This window comes from Streptomyces sp. BK340, assembly GCF_007827595.1.
GTDB lineage: Bacteria > Actinomycetota > Actinomycetes > Streptomycetales > Streptomycetaceae > Streptomyces.
On the sequence record NZ_VISR01000021.1, the window covers coordinates 147,044 to 162,907 of the forward strand.

Sequence of the window (15,864 nt, forward strand, 5' to 3'; positions counted from 1 at the left end):
CCGGTGCCCGGTCAGGCGAGTACGGCTCGGGAGTCCAGGGCGAGGACTCCGTGCGGGCCGACGAGCAGGGGGTTGACCTCGATCTCGGCGATCTCCGGGTGCGCGGCGGCGAACGTCGTGATCGTCTCGACGGCGGCCGCGGCCGCCTCGACGTCGACGGGCGGGCGGCCGCGCACCCCGTCGAGCAGGGCGGCGGTGCGCAGTCCGCGCAGCAGGCTCAGGGCACGGTCCGCGGGTACGGGGGCCAGGGTGAAGGCGACGTCGTGCAGAGCCTCGGCCAGCACTCCGCCCAGGCCGACCATGGCGACCGGGCCGAAGCGCGGGTCCCGGTTGACGCCGACGATCAGCTCGACACCGTCGGTCAGGTCCGCCATGGCCTCCACGGAATAGGAGGAGGCGCCGAGCCGGGCGTGCATCTCGCGGAAGGCGGCGAGCAGTTCGCCGGGTCCGGCCAGCCCCAGTGCCACGCCGCCCGCGTCGGACTTGTGCAGCAGGTGGAGGGCCTTGAGGACGTAGGGGCCGGTGAACTCCTCGGTCACGCACAGCAGTTCGGCCTCGTCGTGGATCTCCCGGGCGGCGGGGAAGGCGAGCCCGGCCGCTTCGAGGGCTCGCCGGGTCTGCAGATAGCCGCTCTCGCGCAGGGGTGACGCCGGAGGCGGAAGGGGCGTGATGCCGGTGCGGAGCGCGCGGGGTGCCGTCGCGGCGAGGGCGCGGGCGGCGTCCTCGGTGGCGGCGAAGACCGGGACACCGGCCCTGCTGAGGGTGCGGCAGCTGGGCGAGCCGGGGTACATCGACTGCACCACCAGGGGTTTCGCGGTGGCGCGGTACCGGGCGGCGATGAGACGCGCGGCCGCCCGTTCGCCGTCCGCGAGCACGGTGCCTCCGCCGCCGAGTCCGCCGTCGGAGGCCGCGTAGCCGCCGAAGTAGCCGGTCATCAGGACTGCGTCGACCTCCTCGGCCGCCAGCAGCGCGGCGACGGTCTCCGCGTACGAGCCGGGGTCCTGCTCCCCCATTCCTGCGAGGTCCACCGGGTTGGCGACGGCCGACTGCGCCCAGAGCGCCTCCCGGAGCTGTTGCCGCGTCGGCTCCTGAAGTTCGGGCACGGTCAGGCCGGCCGTCTCGACGGCGTCGGCGGCCACCACCCCGTGGCCGCCGCCGTCCGTGAGCACGGCGACCCGGCGGCCGGCCGACCGGCGGGCGCCCTGCAACGCGGTGAGGACGACGGTGAGTTCACGGGGTGTGGCGACCAGTTCCACACCGGCGTCGCGGCAGGCCGCGGTCACGACGTCGGCGGATGTGGTCAGCGCGCCGGTGTGCGACTGGGCGCTGCGTGCGGAGGCGTCGCCGCGACCGGCGGTGAGCAGCACCACGGGCTTCCCGGCGTCGGCGGCCGCCTCGGCGAAGGCGCGTCCGTCGGCGAAGTCCTCCGCGTAGACCGCGATGGCGTTCGTACCCTCGTGCCGGGCACAGTCGGCGAGCAGGTCGACGAGGGTGACGTCGGCCTGGTTGCCGAGCGAGACGAAGCGGGAGAAGCCGAGGCCGTGCGGGCCGAAGCGGAGCTGGAGTTCGAGGGCGAGGTTGCCGCTCTGGCTGAGCAGCGCGATGCCACCGGGTGTGAAGGTGTCGGAGGCCAGGAAGAGGTCGGTGGTGTTGTCGGCCAGGCCCAGGCAGTTGGGGCCGATCATCACGGCTCCGGCGGCGCGTACGCGTTCGGCGACGGCACGCTGGCGGCTGCGTCCCGCCTCGCCGGTCTCGGCGAACCCGGCAGTGATCGCGACGATCGCCCGGGCTCCGCACCGCAGCGCCTCGTCGACGGCGTCCTCGAAGCCGGCGGCGGGCACGGAGACCACCGCCAGGTCGACGGGCTCGCCGATCGCGCTCAGGCTGGGGGCGGCGGTACGGCCGAGCACCGTGCCGCCGCGGCGGTTGACCAGGTGGACGGGGCGGCGGCCGTTCGCGCGGACGGCCTGGGCGGCGATGGCATGGCCGTACTTGGCCGGGTCGTCGCTGGCTCCGACGACGGCGACGGAGACGGGGTCGAAGAGGGCCGACAGGTCACGTCCCATGTCACTTCACCAGCCGCAGGGCGGAGTTGGGGCAGGCGGAGACGGCTGCCAGAGCGGCGTCCTCGCCGCCCTGCGGGACCTCCTGCGCGCGCACCTGCGCGTAGCCCCACTCGTCGAGGTCGATCTGCTCGGGCGCGGGTTCCTGGCAGAGGCCGTAGCCCTGGCAGCGGGTTGAGTCCAGCAGGAGCTTCATGGTGCGGTCCTTTCGGTGCGGCGGGGTGCGGGTGCGTTGCGGGGGCGGGGGGTGCTTGCGGGTCAGGAAGCCGGATTCGGGCTCGGGTCCGGACGCGGCACCGCGGGCCGACCCGGGCTCAGCCGACCCGGTGGGCGGGAGTCAGGAGGCCGGATGTGGCTCAGGGCACCGGCACCGTGAACCGGCGCCCGTCCTCGGGTGTGGCGGTTTCGCAGGCGGCGCAGCGGGAGCGGCGGTGGGCTTCGACGTGTTCGGGGAAGTGGGCGAGCAGGGTGGCGACGACGCGGGCCGCGGCGTCGAGCAGCCCGCAGGCACCGCGGCCGGGCAGCTGACGCGACCAGCGGTGCAGCTTGCCGGCCGAGTCGTCGTCCGACCGGCCACGAGCGACGTCCGTGAGGGTGCGGGCCATCGCCCCCGTGCCGGCGACGCAGACCCCGCACTGCCGGGCGCTCTGCGCCGCGAGGTAGGCGGTTGCCTCGTTGGCGACGGCGACGGGGCAGTCCTCGGGGTGCAGGAAGTGCAGCGCCCCGCAGCCGAGGGCCCCGCCGGCCGCGCGCAGGCGGTCGTGGTCGAGGGGCAGGTCCGTCCAGCCGGGGCCGTGCAGGCCGCCGAAGAGGCCGCCCAGCAGGACCGCCTCGGCTCTGCCGTGCCGGCACAGGTCGGCGAGCACCTTCAGGTGCGTCCCGGCGGGCACCTCGGCCAGCGCGGACGCACCGCTGCCACCCGAGAGGGTCACCAGATGGGATCCGGCGACGGCGTCCGCGGCCTCGGGGCGCGAGTGGATCAGCGCGATGCGGGCCAGTGTCTCCACGTTGGCGACGAGGGTGGGCGCGCCACCGACACCGCTCTCGAAGGGGCGCGGGGGTTTCGCCGTGGGCAGCGCCGGACCACCGTCGATGCGCCGTACGACCGCGGTCTCCTCCCCCGCGACGTAGGTGTGCTCCGTGCGGACGACATCGATGCGCGGCGTGGGGGGACACTCGGCGAGTGCCTGGCGCACGGCCTGCTCGGCGGGGGCGTCGGAGAGGTACACGCAGCCGCGCTCGGCACCGGTCATGGCCGCGACCAGGCGGATGCCGTCCAGGACCAGGTGCGGCCGGTGCCGCAGCAGCCAGCGGTCCTTCACCGAGCCCGGCTCGCCCTCCTCGCCGTTGGCGACGACGACGGGCGGGCCCGGTGCGTCCCGGACTGCCTGGATCTTGACCGCGGCGGGGAAGCCGGCCCCGCCACGGCCGCGCAGCCCGACGGCGGCGATCCGGTCGAGCAACCGGCCGGGCGAGGTGAGCGGCGCGTAGCCGCCCGCGGCCAGGTACCGGGCGCCGTCCTCGCCGCCGCCGGACAGCCAGGCGCCGGACAGCAGCGGGGCGAGGAGGCCGGGCCGGCCGTCGGGAAGGAGGGAGAAGACGCCGGTCATGCGGTGCTCCTGGGGTCGGGGTGGCCGGCGGGGCCGATGTCGTCGCGGGCCCTCAGCCGCACCAGCGCCCTTTCCAGGTCACGTCGCTGCGTGGCCGTACGTACGTATCCGGCCCCGGGCAGGCCGATCAGCATGCGGTGGTGGTCGAGGACGACCTCGCCGGCCACCAGTGCCGGCCCCGGGTCGGCGGGGGCGGCTCCTGCCGCGGCCTCGACGACCAGGTCGGTCACCTCTCGCAGATAGCGGAGCCAGCCGGCTTGCGTGCCGCGCAGCACCAGCCGCTCGACCCGGTGCCGCTCGGCGGCGACCTTGGCCGCCGACGGGCGGTCGTCCGCGGGGGCTCGCAGGGCGGCCACCGCGGCGGGCAGTTCCTGTTCGGGCTCCGGCGTGAGACCGAGCCAGACGAGACTTCGGCGAGCGCTCATGCGTGCCTCCGGGGGCGCACCGTCTCCGGGTGGTCCGGAGCCGGGGTGGCGCGGCGACGGCGTGGACGGGGAGCTCCGGCACCGCGAGGAGAGGGGTGGGGAGCTGTGCGGGTGTCCGGCCGGGACCGGGCACGGCGTGGACGGTGACAGGGGGTGTCCGGACCGGTTCGAGGTGCCCGGTCGTCCGTCTACCACGACACTAACTAACTAATTAGTCAGCCCACAAGTCTTGACTTGATCTGGCCGTCGCCGCACTCTGACTAACCAATTAGTCAGCCGGATCCCGGCAGGTCCGGCCGCTTCACGTGACGTCGTACGTGACGCCGTACGTGACGCCCTGCCTGCCGCCCGTTCCGGGCACAGCCTCACCGCCCATCGCCGCCGTCGCGGCGCGGAGGAGGACCCCATGCACCCCTCGACCACCCGGGCAGCCGACGCCGTCTCCGCTGCCCCGCCGGAGCCGCCCCCCGAGCACCCCGGGGAAGCCCTGCCGGCCCGCTACTACACGGATCCGGCCCTGGCCGAGGCCGAGACCGAGCGCATCTTCGCCAGGTCCTGGCAGCTCGTCTGCCACGAGTCCGACCTCCCCGGACCGGGCGCGCGCCTCACCGCCACCGCCGCCGGCCGGGAGGTGCTGGTCGTCCGCACCGAGGACGGCGGTCTCGCCGCCCACCTCAACGTCTGCCGGCACCGCGGCACCCGCCTGGTCACCGCCCCGGAGCCATCCGGCAAGGCCATCCGCTGCCCGTACCACGGGTGGACCTACAAACTGGACGGGCGGCTCGTGGGTGCCCCCGAGGCGCGCCGGATCCCCTGCCTGGACAAGCCCCGGCTCGGACTGCACCCGGTCAATGTGGAGTCCTTCCTCGGGTTCGTCTTCGTCAACCTCGACATGGAGGCGACCCCGCTCGCGGAGAGCTGCGCCGGGCTCGCCGAGGCCGTCGGCCGCTACGCCGACCCCGGCCTGATCCCCGTCGGCAGGCACCGCATCCACGACCTGGCGGGCGGCGAGGAGCAGAACGCCAACTGGAAGGTGATCGTCGACAACTACCTCGAGGGCTACCACGTACCCGTGGCCCACCCCGCGCTCATGCGGCTGCTGGACTACCAGGCGTACACGGTGGACGTGCAGGAGAACTACGTCCTGTTCGAGTCCCCGCTGCGCGACAAGCCCTCCTCGAACTGGACCGAGCGGCTCTACCAGCGGCTCGCGACGCCGATGCCGGGGCTGACCGAGGCGGACCGGCGCGTGTGGCGGTACGCCGTGATCTATCCGAACACGCTCATCGACTTCTACCCTGACCACGTGCTCGCGTGGACCGCCCTGCCCACCGCCCAGGACCGGGCGGCGATTCCCGGCGGCTTCTACACACGGCACGGGGAGAGCGTCCGCACCCGGCTGGCCCGGCGGCTGAACATCCACATCGGCTGGGTCACCAACGACGAGGACGCCGAGCTGGTGGAACGCGTGCAGGCCGGCCTGCGCACGCCCGGCTTCGAGCCGGGGCCGCTGTCGCAGCGCGAGGCCGCCGTCGGCTGGTTCGCCCGCCGGGTCCGGGACGACCTGGAGGGGGACACCCCGTGACGTGCTCCCGCGCGCTGTACGCCGTACGCCTCCCGTCGGGGTTACCCCGCGTCCGCTGACGCACGCACCCTCCCCAGACCGGTCCTCCCTACGGAGTCAGGGCCTCCGTGAGCCGACCAGCCGGTCCCGCCCTGGAGTTGTGCCGTTCCTCGACGGAGAGGACGTTCCATGTCCCCCGAGGTACCACCGCCGACCCGACGCGCCGTGCTGCGGGCGGGAGCCTGCGGCCTGCTGGGCGCCGCGGCCGGCGGCTGCGGGTTCATGCCCGCCAGAACGCCCGACGCCCGACAGCTCGCCCCGGTCCGGGCGCGCGTCGACGGCGATCTCATCTACTTCAACTGGGCCGACTTCGTCGACCCGTCCTTGTTCAGGGGATTCGAGAAGGAGTACGGCGTCAAGGTCATCCAGTCGAACTTCGACTCGATGGAAGGCATGGTCGCCAAGCTCAACGCCGGCAACCGCTACGACATCGTCTTCCCCACGGCCAAATGGGCCCAGCGCCTGGTCCGCGGCGGCCGGCTGCGCCGGATCGACCACTCCCAGCTCACCAACGCGCACGCCATATTCGGTGCTTACGCGTACTTCGCGGACCCCTGGTACGACCCCGGCTCCGCACACACGGTCCCCTTCACCGCGTACAAGACCGGCATCGGCTGGCGCCGTGACAAGATCGGCGACCTGACCGGGTCCTGGAAGGACCTGTGGAGCGACAGGGCCAGGGGCAAGGTCTTCCTGCTGGACGACCGCGACGAGGTCCTCGGCATGGGCGCCCTCGAACTCGGCCTCGGCGTCAGCACCGGGGACCCCGGCGACCTCGACCGCATCACCTCCCTGCTGAGCACGCTTCGCCCGCGGCTGCGCGGCTTCTCCAGCGACAGCTACAACAACCTCCTCAACGGCAACGCGGTCATGACCCAGGCCTGGAGCGGTGACATGGCCGCCATGCTCAACCAGGCAAAGGACCCCTCCGTGTTCGGCTTCGAGGCTCCGCGGGAGGGCACGCCGATCAACTCCGACTGCTACGCCATCCCCTGGAACGCCCCGCATCCCGGCACCGCGATGCTGTTCATCGACTACATGCTCCGGCCGGAGAACGTGAAGAAGAACATCGAGTACATCGGCTACCCGATGCCGGTGGCCGGCTCCGAGAGGACCTACGCCGAGCTGGTCAAACCGTTCCCCCAGTGCCTCGTCACCGAGGACGACCTGAAGGCGGACCTGTTCTTCCGCAACGGCGGCCGCGCGGCGGAGGACGCCCGCGACACCGCCTGGACCCATGTGAAGGCGGGCTGAGCCATGGCACTGCTCCGCCCCTCGCGCACCCGCCGCCGGGACACCACCGGAAACCGGATGTGGGTCTGGTTCATGCTGCCCGGCACCCTCTGGATGACCGGATTCCTGATCGCCTCGCTGGTCCTGGTCGCGGTCCTCGCGGTCGGTACCACCGACGATCTCGGCAACCCGCGCTTCGGCTTCGACCTGGCCGGCGTACGTGCCCTCGCCGACCCCGCCTACACCGAGGTCCTGGCCCGCTCGCTCGGCTACGCCCTGCTGACCTGCGCGATCTGCCTGCTGATCGCCTACCCGGTGGCGTACACCATCGCCCTGCACGGCGGACGGTACAAACACGCGCTGATCGCCGCGATCGTGGTGCCGTTCTTCGCCAACTACCTGGTGCGGATGTACGGCTGGTCGGTGGTGCTCTCCGACGACGGGCCCGTGCTGCGCGCCCTGCGCGCGGTGGGGCTCGCCGACGGCAGCACGAAGATCCTCAACACCGGCGTCGGCGTGGTCGCGGGACTTGTCTACGGCTTCGTCGTCTTCATGATCATCCCGTTGTACGCGGCCCTGGAGCGGCTCGATGTCTCCCTCGTCGAGGCCGGCCGCGACCTGTACGCCGGCCCGGTCCGCACCTTCCTCTACGTCACCCTGCCCGCCACGAGGCAGGGCGCGGCGGCCGGACTCGTCCTGGTCTTCCTGCCCGCCATGGGCGACTTCGTCAGCGCACAGCTCATGGGAGGACCGGACCAGATCATGATCGGCAACCTCATCCAGGACAAGTTCTTCCAGGGCCAGAACTGGCCGCTGGGCTCCGCGCTCACCATGCTGCTGATGCTGGTCCTGCTGATCGGGATGTTCGGCTACCTGCGGCGCACCCGCAAGGACGAGGCGGAGGCCCGCCGATGACGCTGCTCGAGGTGCCCTCCACCACCGCCCCGGCCCGCCCGGCCGGCCGTGCCCGCAAGCGGCGCGGCCGCGCCGACCGCAGGCCCCGCATCCTCATCGCCGTCACCGGGCTCTTCTTCGCGCTGCTCTACCTGCCCATCGCCGTCGTGGCCCTGTTCTCGTTCAACTCCAAGAAGTCCCTGACCGTGTTCGGCGGGTTCAGCCTGCGCTGGTACCGGGCCTTCGTCCACGACGACGTCCTCATCTCGTCGTTGGGCACCAGCCTGCGGATCTCCCTGGTGGCGATGGCCGGTTCGGTCGTCCTCGGTGTGGCGCTGGCACTCGGCCTGGTCCGCTGCCGCACCCGGCTCGGTTCGCTGGCCGGACTGATCATGCTGGTGCCGCTGATCACGCCGGAGATCGTGACGGGCGTGGCGTCCATGCTGCTGTTCAAGGGCCTGGGCGTGGCCCTGTCCACCGGCACGGTGATGCTCGCCGAGATCACCTTCTCGATCTCCTACGTCACGGTCATCCTCCGGTCCCGGGTCGCCGCGCTGAACCCGGAGGTGGAGGAGGCCGCGATGGACCTCGGCGCCACCCGGTGGCAGGCGGTACGCCTGGTGACCCTGCCGGCCCTGCTCCCCGCCGTACTGGCCAGCGCCGTGCTGATCTTCGCGCTCGTCTTCGACGACTTCGTCCTCGCCTACTTCACCACCGGCGTCGACCCCCAGCCGCTGTCGGTGCGCATCTACTCGGCGATCCGCTTCGGGGTGCAGCCCACGATCAACGCGGTCGGCACGCTGATGCTGGCGGGATCCATCGCCCTGATCGCCCTGGCCCTGTTCATCCCGCGCCTCTTCGGCCGCCGCGGCGGCCTCGACATCCTCTCCGGAGAGTGATCCATGGACGCGACCCCCGCCGTCCGGCTCGACGGCGTCTCCAAGCAGTACGCCGACTCCTACGCCGTCCACCGGCTCGACCTGGACATCGAGTCCGGCCACTTCTTCTCCCTGCTGGGCCCCTCCGGCTGCGGCAAGACCACCTCCCTGCGCATGATCGGCGGGTTCAGCGACCCCACCGAGGGCTCGGTGCTGCTCGCCGGTGAGGACGTGACCGCGCTGCCGCCGAACCGGCGCAACGTCAACACGGTCTTCCAGAGTTACGCGCTGTTCGACCACCTCAGCGTCGCCGACAACGTGGCCTTCGGGCTGAAACGCAAGGGCGTCGCCAAGGCCGAGATGCGGCAGCGGGTCGGCGAGATGCTGGATCTGGTCCAGCTCGCCGGGCTGGCCGACCGCAGACCCCGTACCCTCTCCGGCGGCCAGCGGCAGCGCGTCGCGCTCGCCCGCGCGCTCGTCAACCGTCCCGCCGTCCTGCTCCTCGACGAGCCGCTGGCCGCCCTCGATCTGAAGCTGCGCCGGCAGATGCAGGTCGAGCTGAAGCAGATCCAGCGCGAGGTCGGCATCACCTTCGTCTTCGTCACGCACGACCAGGACGAGGCGCTGACCATGTCCGACCGGATCGCGGTCATGAACGAGGGCCGCATCGAGCAGTGCGGCACCCCCGAGGACGTCTACGAGCACCCCGCCACCCGCTTCGTCGCCTCCTTCATGGGCACCTCCAACCTGATGACCGGCACCTACCGGGGCGGTGAGGTCGCCCTGGAGCAGGGGCCCGCCCTGCCGGTCGGCGCCCGGAGCGGCATAGCGGACGGCACCGCCGTCAGCGTGTCCGTGCGCCCGGAGAAGATCTGGCTGTCGGACTTCGAACCGGGCATGTCGATGCTGACCGGCGTCATCCGCGAAACCGTGTACAGCGGCCCCACCACGACCTATCTGATCGAACTCGCCCCGGGCGTCACGCTGTCCGTGCTGGAGCAGAACACGGCCCGCGCGCGCATGGAGGACCGCTGGAGCGGCGGCGAGACGGTGGAGTTCGGCTGGCGGCCCGAACACTGCCTGGTCCTGGCCTGATCCCCGCCCGCCCCACTCACGAAAGCGAAGCTGATGCATCACGACGTGATCGTGCTCGGCGCGGGTCTGGCCGGGCTCGCCGCCGCCCGGGACCTGGCGGCCGCCGGCACCGACGTGCTCGTCCTGGAGGCCCGGGACCGCGTCGGCGGCCGGGTCGAGCAGACCCGCACGCCCGACGGCCGTACCGTCCAGCTGGGCGGCGAAGTGGTCGGCCGCGCCCACACCGCCTATCTGCAACTCGCCGGGGAACTGGGCCTGGAGCTGGTCGCCAGCTACGTCGCCGAACCCGGCCGTATCACCCGTTCCACACCCGAGGGTCTCTCGGCCGGCGAACCGCCGCACTGGTTCGGGCCCGGCGACATGACCCGGCACGAGCAGCTCGGCAAGGAGTTCGCCGAACTCGCCGCCACGGTCGACCCCGCAGACCCCTGGTCCCACCCGGACGCGATCGCCCTGGACCGGCTGTCCGTGGCCGACTGGCTGCGCTCCCGCCACGCCGCACCCGCGGTGGTGCGGCTGTGGGACCTGGGCCAACTGGCCCTGGCGGGAGGATCGTACGAGCGCATCTCGCTGCTGGCCGCGCTCCGCAAGAGCGCGGCGGTCCCCGGTACGGGCGACTACGACTACGACAACTGGGAGGGGCTGCGACTGGCGGCAGGGTCGGCCACCCTCGCCGAGGTCCTGGGCCGCGAGCTGGGGCCGCGCATACGCCTCGGCTCGCCCGTCGCCGCGCTGGACATACGCCCCGGCCACTGCACGGTACGCCTGGTCACCGGCGAAGTCCTCACCGCGGCGGCCGTGGTGAGTGCCCTGCCGGTGGGACCGCTGCGGTCGGTCGCGGTCACCGGGGTGAGTGACGCCCGCCTGGCCTCGCTGCACCGGCAACGACAGGCGACGGCCGCGAAGTTCGCCGCCGTGTACGACCGTCCCTTCTGGCGCGCCGACGGGCTCAACGGCCTGTCCGAGGCCGAGGGGGTTCTGGGCAGCACCTGGCCGCAGAACGAGGGCGTGCTGTCGGCGCTGGTCCCGCCCGAGCGCTACGGCGTCCTGCTCGGCACCCCGCCCCATCTGCGCACGCCCGAACTGCTCGCCGAGATGGCCGTGATGTTCGGCGAGGAGGCGCTGCGGCCGACCGCCTGCCATCTGCGGCTGTGGGGCACCGACCCGTGGACGCAGGGCTACGTCACCCAGTGGCCGCCGGGCGAGGTCATGGCGGTCGGCCCGCTGCACGGCACCCACGAGCCGCCGTTCTACGTCTGCGGCTCCGACCAGTGGGTCGCCGGGTACATGGAGGGCGCCGTCCGCACCGGGCGCGCCGCCGCCGAGGAGGTGCTGCGCCGTGGCTGACCACATCCGTCTCAACCACGTCGACGGCAAGGAGGTATCGGCCGCCTCCGGTGCCACCGTGCCGCTGGTCGAGCCGGCCACCGGACTCCTCCACGGCACGGCACCGCTCTCCGGCCGCGTGGACGTGGACCTGGCCTGCCGGGCGGCCGAGCGGGCCCTGCCCGGCTGGTCGGCCACGACTCCGGCACAGCGGCAGACCGCGCTGCTGCGCATCGCCGACGCCCTGGAGCGGGAGGCGGACGCGCTGGCGGACGCCGAGGTGACCGACACCGGCAAACCGCGCGCGCTCTTCCTGGCGGACGAACTGCCCGCGGTCCTGGACGTGTTGCGGTACTTCGCCGGGGCCGCCCGGAACCTGCCGGGCGCCGCCGCGGCCGAGTACACGCCGGGCCGTACCTCCGTCCTGCGGCGCGAACCGGTCGGCGTCTGCGCGCAGATCACCCCGTGGAACTACCCGCTGATGATGGCCGTCTGGAAGGTCGCCCCCGCGCTGGCCGCCGGCAACACCGTCGTCCTGAAACCGTCCGACACCACGCCGTCGTCGGCCACGCTCCTCGCCCGGCTGGCCGCCGAGCATCTGCCGCCCGGAGTGCTCAACGTGGTGTGCGGCGACCGCGACACCGGGCGCGCCCTCGTGGCCCACCCGGACGTGCGGCTCGTCGCCGTCACCGGCAGCGTCCGCGCCGGACAGGAGATCGCCGCGGCGGCGGCCGCCGACCTCAAGCGGCTGCACCTCGAACTCGGAGGCAACGCTCCGGTGTTGGTCCACGACGACGCCGATCTCGACGACGCGGTCGCGCAGTTGTCATCGCTGGCCTTCTACAACGCGGGGCAGGACTGCACTGCCGCCACCCGGATCCTCGTCCACCGCCGTGTGTACGAGATCTTCCTGGACGCCTTCGCCGACCGGGCCGCGCGGCTGCTGCCCGGCGGCCCGGGCGACGCGCGCGCCGACTTCGGCCCGCTCGCGAACGCCGCCCAGCTCGCCTCCGTGCGCGGCCTGCTGGAGCGGCTCCCGGACCACGCCGAGGTGGTCACCGGTGGCGGTGCCCTCGACCGTCCGGGCTACTTCCATGAGGCCACGGTGGTCGCCGGGGCCCGGCAGGAGGACGAGATCGTGCGCAGCGAGGTGTTCGGCCCGGTCGTCACCGTGCAGCCGTTCAGTGAGGAGTCCGAGGCTTTCCGTATGGCGAACGCCGTTCCCCAGGGACTGGCCGCGAGTGTCTGGACCCGCGACCACGACCGGGCGATGCGGGCGAGCCGGGCACTGCACACCGGCATCGTCTGGGTCAACACCCATGGCACGACAGTCTCGGAGATGCCACACGGCGGTGTGCGCCACTCCGGTTACGGCAGCGACCTCTCTCTGACCGGCCTGCTCGACTACACACAGGTCAAGCACGTCATGTTGTGAGGGTGGACAGGTGCCTGCCGAACGCCTCAGTTTCCTACCGGAGGCATCAGGATTCCCACACGACTGTGGCCGGATTGCGCATCTGACGGGTGTTCGAACATCGCGATACTCAGGGCTGGGCAATCCGCCCCAAACTCCCGCCTTCGGAGGCCACTGATGCCCCAGACCAGTGTTCAGACCGCGGCAGTGCTCGAAGCCTGGCTGTCCGGTGCCGAGAGCGCCTACGGCCAGCTCAACCCAGCCGGGCCGCTGTACGTCGGCGGCGCCGCCGCCGAGGCCGCGCTCACCGACCCGAGCGACTCCCTGTACGGCTTCTGTTCCAGCCCGAGCGGGTCGCACGGCAGCTGGTGCTGCTGATCGTCCACGGTGCCTTCGGGCCCCGGCCGGGGAACCGCGCGCTGCTCGCGCGGTTCCCCGCGTCTCGTTCGGTCGACTGGAAGAGAGGGTGGAAGGTGAGCGGATCGGCGCCGGACGGCGTGGACGAGTCCGAGTGGTTCGCCGGGCCTGTACGGAGCATGGCTCGGCCGTGGCGGGACGAGTTGGCAGGGCGTCTGGCGGCCGTGACCGCGCTGGACCGCAACGAGCGGGACGTGGTGCTGGAGGCGGGTCACACCGCCCTGGTCAGGTCGTTGCACGCCAAACTCTCCCGCCTCCTCCTGGTCGAACTCCACGCGCTGCGCCTGGCCGGCGGCGCCGGTCCGGACGCCGGGGGCACGGCCGACACGAGGACGTGGGCCGCGTTCGTCGAGCAGGCCGGTGCGGAGGGCTATCTCGACAAGCTGGCCGACCGGTACCCGTGTGCCGGCCGGCGGGTCGCCTCGGTGGCACGGATGTCGGTCGCGGCCGCGGCCGGGTTCGCGCAGCGGCTCGCCGCGGACCGGGCACTGCTGCACCCGCTGCTCGGGGGTCCGGCTGGGCCGATGCACGCCGTGACGTTCGGGGCGGGCGACAGCCACCGGGGCGGTCTGACGGTGAGCCGGGTCGACTTCGCCGGCGGCAGCGTCATGTACAAACCCCGGCCGTCCGAGGCGGACGTGGCTCTGGGCGCGCTGTTGACGGAGCTGTTCTCCGACTTCCCCGGCGCCCCGGCACCGGACGAACGGATCCGCGTGCCAGGGACGCTGGCGCGCGAGGGCTACGGCTGGGCCGAGTTCGTCCACCACCGGTACTGCGCGGACGACGCCGAACTCGCCTCTTTCTACCGCAACATGGGGCACTGGCTGGCCGTGCTGCGTTTCACCGGCGGCACCGACATGCATGCCGAGAACATGATCGCCGCAGGTCCGGTACCGGTGATCGTGGACGCCGAGACGCTCTTCGACTCCCCCGCGCCCTTCCCGCCCAGTGGCCGGGGTGACGCGGTGGACGTGGCAGCGGCGGCCATCCGCCGGACGGTGCTGCGCACCGGGCTGCTGCCCGTGCGCGGCACCGGGTTCGCGCTCGGCGGCGTGGACATCTCCGGGGTGGGGGCGCTGCCCGGCCAGCAGCCGCTGATCCCGAACCCGGTGATCGCGGACGGCGGCACCGCGGCGGCCCGCTTCCAGGTGGACCTGGTGGCGATGCCCACCGCCGGAAATCACCCGAGCCCGACCCCCGTGCTGAGCACGTACTGGGACCGGATCCTGGCCGGCTTCCGCGAGATGACCGCGCACCTGCTCCGGCCCGGCGCGGATCCGTACCGTCTGCTGGCCCGCTTCGAAGGCGCCCGGGCACGCCGGATCCTGCGACCGACCCAGGCGTACGTCGACATCGGCCGCATGCTGTGGCATCCGGCGTCGTTGCACGACGAGGCCTCGGCCGTCGAGCGGGCCCGGGACATCCTGCTGCGCAACGCCGAGGTGCTGCCCGGTGCGCCGACCGAGCACACGGCCGTCGACGGCGAGATCGCGGACCTCCTGGCCGGCGACGTGCCGATGTTCGGCTTCACCGTGGACGAGGCCGCCGTACGGAACACGGTCGAGGACTGGCGCACCGCCGACTTCGCGCTGGAGGAGTCGGTGATCCAGGACGCGCTGGTGGGCGCGTACCTGAACGAGCGGTCGCTGCCGGCGCGGGTGCAGGCCGCCGCCCATGAGCCGCACGCCCGTGACCGGGAGCGGCGCCGCCGGGAGCAGGCCGCGCGGATGGTGCGGCGGCTGTGCGACGGGGCGGTGCGCGGTGAGGACGGTACGGCGACCTGGATCAGCCCGGTCTTCACCCCTGCCGGATGGTCCATCAGGGTGCTGCCCGCCGACCTGTACACCGGGCAGGGCGGGGTGGTGCTGACGCTCGCGGAGTACGCGGCCGAGGTACGGGCCGGGCGGGCGGACGAGGTGCCCGGCGTCACCGAGACGTTCGACGGCGCGCTGCGCGTGCTGATGAGTACCGAGGACCGGACCCCCACCCCGTCGGCCGGGGCGTTCAGCGGCGCCGCGTCGCAGGTGTGGACGTGGCTGGCGTTGCACCGGGTGCTGGGTGAGAGCCGGCTGCTGGAGCGGGCCGCCGCGAGGGCGGTGCTGCTGGAGGGCCGTCTGGTCGAGGACGACGTCGAGGTGGATCTCCTCAACGGGGCGGCCGGTGGCATCGTCCCGCTGCTCAACCTGGCCGCGGCGACCGGGCAGGACCGCTGGCTCGCCGCGGCGGCGCACATCGGCCGCCGGCTGACGGGGCTGGCCACGGTCGACGCGAGCGGTGCCCGCTGGACGACCCGGCTCAACCCGGAGGGCATCGGCGGCTTCGCCCACGGAGCGACCGGCATCGGCTGGGCGCTGTCCCGGCTCGCCCTGAGCGAAGCCGGTTCCGCGGCCGAGCGCCACGACTGGGCCCGCCTGGCCGAACTGGCCTTCGCCTACCAGGAGTCCCTCTACCAGCCGAGCCACGGCAACTGGCTCGACGTCCGCATCGGCGCCGAGGAGGACTTCTTCACCAGCTGGTGCCACGGCAGCGCGGGCATCGGGACCGGCATGCTCGACCTGCACCGGCGCACCGGCGATCCGGCCCACCTCGACATGGCCCGCCGGGCCGCACAGGCCTGTGCGGCGGAGGGCTTCGGCTGGAGCCACACGCTGTGCCACGGCGATCTCGGCCTCTGGCAGTTCCTCACGTCCATGAACGTCGGCGACCCCGCCGACCTGGACGGCGAGATACTCACCAGCCTCGAACAACGCGGCCCGGTCGGCGGCCTGGCCCGCGAGGCGTTCTCCCCGAGCCTCATGTCGGGCCTCGCAGGAGTCGTCCACACGCTCCTGCGGATGCACGGGTCGGCATCCTTGCCGGATCCCCTGGTCCTCGACTGATCCAGG

At 72.9% G+C, this 15,864-nt stretch carries 13 protein-coding genes; 9 read left to right on the forward strand and 4 right to left on the reverse strand.

Annotated elements, in window-relative coordinates:
- Positions 1 to 11 precede the first annotated feature (11 nt).
- From FB157_RS31275 to FB157_RS31290, 4 genes are all read right to left on the reverse strand, one after another.
- Positions 12 to 2,066 carry an acetate--CoA ligase family protein gene (locus tag FB157_RS31275; RefSeq protein WP_145884010.1) on the reverse strand — a complete coding sequence of 685 codons (2,055 nt, stop codon included), beginning with the start codon at positions 2,064 to 2,066 and terminating at the stop codon, positions 12 to 14.
- A 1-nt stretch (position 2,067) separates the two neighbouring features.
- Complete coding sequence (locus FB157_RS31280; RefSeq protein ID WP_145884011.1) at positions 2,068 to 2,259, reverse strand: ferredoxin; 192 nt, start codon at positions 2,257 to 2,259, stop codon at positions 2,068 to 2,070.
- Positions 2,260 to 2,419: 160 nt separating this feature from the next.
- On the reverse strand, positions 2,420 to 3,673 hold the full coding sequence (locus FB157_RS31285) for an NADH-ubiquinone oxidoreductase-F iron-sulfur binding region domain-containing protein (RefSeq protein WP_145884012.1): 1,254 nt from the start codon (positions 3,671 to 3,673) through the stop codon (positions 2,420 to 2,422).
- Entirely contained in the window at positions 3,670 to 4,098 is a 429-nt protein-coding gene (locus FB157_RS31290) for a hypothetical protein (RefSeq protein WP_145884013.1), read from the reverse strand. Before FB157_RS31290 ends, FB157_RS31285 begins: the two co-directional genes overlap by 4 nt.
- Positions 4,099 to 4,504: 406 nt before the next feature.
- Here FB157_RS31290 and FB157_RS31295 point away from each other — a divergent pair, with 406 nt between their 5' ends.
- The 9 genes from FB157_RS31295 to FB157_RS31335 all read left to right on the forward strand — a co-directional run bounded on the left by FB157_RS31295 (position 4,505) and on the right by FB157_RS31335 (position 15,858).
- Positions 4,505 to 5,683, forward strand: a complete 1,179-nt coding sequence (locus FB157_RS31295) for an aromatic ring-hydroxylating dioxygenase subunit alpha (protein WP_145884014.1) — start codon at positions 4,505 to 4,507, stop codon at positions 5,681 to 5,683.
- 168 nt (positions 5,684 to 5,851) lie between these two features.
- Positions 5,852 to 6,976, forward strand: coding sequence for a spermidine/putrescine ABC transporter substrate-binding protein (locus tag FB157_RS31300; protein WP_145884015.1), 1,125 nt, complete (start codon positions 5,852 to 5,854; stop codon positions 6,974 to 6,976).
- Between the two features lie 3 nt (positions 6,977 to 6,979).
- Positions 6,980 to 7,870 carry an ABC transporter permease gene (locus FB157_RS31305; RefSeq protein ID WP_145884016.1) on the forward strand — a complete coding sequence of 297 codons (891 nt, stop codon included), beginning with the start codon at positions 6,980 to 6,982 and terminating at the stop codon, positions 7,868 to 7,870.
- Entirely contained in the window at positions 7,867 to 8,748 is an 882-nt protein-coding gene (locus FB157_RS31310; protein WP_186581773.1) for an ABC transporter permease, read from the forward strand. Before FB157_RS31305 ends, FB157_RS31310 begins: the two co-directional genes overlap by 4 nt.
- 3 nt (positions 8,749 to 8,751) lie before the next feature.
- The gene (locus FB157_RS31315) at positions 8,752 to 9,822 is read left to right on the forward strand and encodes an ABC transporter ATP-binding protein (protein WP_145884017.1); all 1,071 of its coding nucleotides are present in this window, start codon (positions 8,752 to 8,754) and stop codon (positions 9,820 to 9,822) included.
- 33 nt (positions 9,823 to 9,855) lie between these two features.
- Positions 9,856 to 11,169: an NAD(P)/FAD-dependent oxidoreductase gene (locus FB157_RS31320; protein ID WP_145884018.1), complete on the forward strand. Its 1,314-nt coding sequence runs from the start codon at positions 9,856 to 9,858 to the stop codon at positions 11,167 to 11,169.
- Positions 11,162 to 12,583, forward strand: coding sequence for an aminobutyraldehyde dehydrogenase (locus FB157_RS31325; RefSeq protein WP_145884019.1), 1,422 nt, complete (start codon positions 11,162 to 11,164; stop codon positions 12,581 to 12,583). Before FB157_RS31320 ends, FB157_RS31325 begins: the two co-directional genes overlap by 8 nt.
- A gap of 156 nt (positions 12,584 to 12,739) precedes the next feature.
- Positions 12,740 to 12,940 carry a DUF6229 family protein gene (locus FB157_RS31330; protein WP_145884020.1) on the forward strand — a complete coding sequence of 67 codons (201 nt, stop codon included), beginning with the start codon at positions 12,740 to 12,742 and terminating at the stop codon, positions 12,938 to 12,940.
- Between the two features lie 95 nt (positions 12,941 to 13,035).
- Entirely contained in the window at positions 13,036 to 15,858 is a 2,823-nt protein-coding gene (locus FB157_RS31335; protein ID WP_222440982.1) for a type 2 lanthipeptide synthetase LanM family protein, read from the forward strand.
- Positions 15,859 to 15,864: the final 6 nt, after the last annotated feature.

Excerpts from the sequence above, each read along its gene's own strand:
- FB157_RS31275 (WP_145884010.1), bottom strand. The coding sequence starts at position 2,066 with ATGGGACGTGACCTGTCGGCCCTCTTCGACCCCGTCTCCGTCGCCGTC.
- FB157_RS31330 (WP_145884020.1), top strand. The coding sequence starts at position 12,740 with ATGCCCCAGACCAGTGTTCAGACCGCGGCAGTGCTCGAAGCCTGGCTG.
- FB157_RS31295 (WP_145884014.1), top strand. The coding sequence starts at position 4,505 with ATGCACCCCTCGACCACCCGGGCAGCCGACGCCGTCTCCGCTGCCCCG.
- FB157_RS31300 (WP_145884015.1), top strand. The coding sequence starts at position 5,852 with ATGTCCCCCGAGGTACCACCGCCGACCCGACGCGCCGTGCTGCGGGCG.
- FB157_RS31315 (WP_145884017.1), top strand. The coding sequence starts at position 8,752 with ATGGACGCGACCCCCGCCGTCCGGCTCGACGGCGTCTCCAAGCAGTAC.
- FB157_RS31305 (WP_145884016.1), top strand. The coding sequence starts at position 6,980 with ATGGCACTGCTCCGCCCCTCGCGCACCCGCCGCCGGGACACCACCGGA.
- FB157_RS31285 (WP_145884012.1), bottom strand. The coding sequence starts at position 3,673 with ATGACCGGCGTCTTCTCCCTCCTTCCCGACGGCCGGCCCGGCCTCCTC.
- FB157_RS31320 (WP_145884018.1), top strand. The coding sequence starts at position 9,856 with ATGCATCACGACGTGATCGTGCTCGGCGCGGGTCTGGCCGGGCTCGCC.
- FB157_RS31280 (WP_145884011.1), bottom strand. The coding sequence starts at position 2,259 with ATGAAGCTCCTGCTGGACTCAACCCGCTGCCAGGGCTACGGCCTCTGC.
- FB157_RS31290 (WP_145884013.1), bottom strand. The coding sequence starts at position 4,098 with ATGAGCGCTCGCCGAAGTCTCGTCTGGCTCGGTCTCACGCCGGAGCCC.
- FB157_RS31310 (WP_186581773.1), top strand. The coding sequence starts at position 7,867 with ATGACGCTGCTCGAGGTGCCCTCCACCACCGCCCCGGCCCGCCCGGCC.